The organism is Arthrobacter sp. Dra40, from assembly GCF_059091905.1.
In genome coordinates this window covers 1-1,259 of the sequence record NZ_JBNHHB010000498.1, presented here as the reverse complement: position 1 = coordinate 1,259, position 1,259 = coordinate 1, and the positions used below count along the sequence as shown (strand labels likewise).

Below are 1,259 nucleotides of genomic sequence, written 5' to 3'. Positions count from 1 at the left end.
CAGCTGGCAGAGCGCCTGGTTGTGGTCCAGGAGGTCGCGGGTTCAATCCCCGTTACTCACCCCGAAGGTCCGGTAAAAGCCGGAGAGCAGAGCCGTCCCGGAAGTCGGGACGGCTCTTTGCATGTCCGGCAGCGACGACCGAGCGACCCGCGTGGGATTGTGGGCGCCGTACACAGGCTGTAGGCGCTGTCCTGAGCGAAGGAGAGAAATGACTGTCCGCCCTGTCACCATCACCGGCGAACCGGTGCTGCACCGCCGGGCCGTCGAGGTGGAGAATTTCGATGCCGAACTCCGGGGAATCATCCACGACATGTTCGAAACGATGGACGAGGCCCACGGTGTGGGGCTCGCCGCTCCTCAAATCGGTGTGGGGCTGCGCATTTTCACCTACGAGTTTGCCAACGACGATGACGTCCCGCAGCGGGGAGTGCTGGTGAACCCCACTTTGGTGCTCGGCAAGGTTTCCGGCGCGGAACCGGATCCGGACGACGAAATCGAAGGGTGTCTCTCTGTTCCCGGGCACAGCTATCCCCTCAAACGGGCCGAATGGGCCCGCGTGCGGGGATTCGATGCGGACGGCAACCCGGTGGATTTTGAGGCCACCGGATGGTTCGCCCGCGTGATGCAGCATGAGTACGACCATTTGGACGGCAAGCTGTACGTCGACCGGCTTAATGACCGGTGGGGCAAACGAGCCCGGAAGAATATCAGGAAAGAAGGCTGGGGCGTCCCCGGCAACACATGGCTGCCGGGAGTCGATCCAGACCCGTTCGGCCATTGACCGAGCACCGCTCGTCGGGGCCGGGGTCCAATCCCCCAAAAGGTCGGCGGATCCTGCTCAGCTGTCGGTGAAGCCGGACCGGTGGTCCTTTTCGCAGCGATGCAGGTCCTCAAGCGCAATGTCCCGAAGCCGCTTGAGCTCAGCCACACGCTTCTCCGTTACATTCCCTCTGGCGTAGGCGTCCCGCGCCGCACTCAGCAGCCGCTCGGCCTCCTTGTGGTTGACCTGCGCCCGTTCCCACCGCGTCATCTCTACCATGCGGCCATTGTAGGAACGGGCACGAGGCAAAAGCCATAGTGGCGGAGCCTTGAGGACCGCCCCACTGCCCCGGCGGTCTCCTCGGAGGGACCGGGCGTTAAAGGCAGGAGCCGGCGGCATCCATGCCGCCGGCCCCTCCGTCAACATTTCTGAGTCAGACGGCTCAGACGGTTTGCGCCACCGGCTCCAGCACTGCCGGGAAGATCTTCGGGTTGACGCC

Annotated in this window: 2 protein-coding genes; one reads left to right on the top strand and one right to left on the bottom strand. The window is 64.2% G+C overall.

The features are described from left to right. The first annotated feature begins 208 nt into the window (after positions 1-208). Positions 209-781, top strand: coding sequence for a peptide deformylase (gene def, locus AC5RWT_RS37530; RefSeq protein ID WP_494084642.1), 573 nt, complete (start codon positions 209-211; stop codon positions 779-781). 57 nt (positions 782-838) lie between these two features. Here def and AC5RWT_RS37525 read toward each other — a convergent pair whose 3' ends face one another. Next, positions 839-1,039, bottom strand: a complete 201-nt coding sequence (locus AC5RWT_RS37525) for a hypothetical protein (RefSeq protein ID WP_494084641.1) — start codon at positions 1,037-1,039, stop codon at positions 839-841. Positions 1,040-1,259 lie beyond the last annotated feature (220 nt).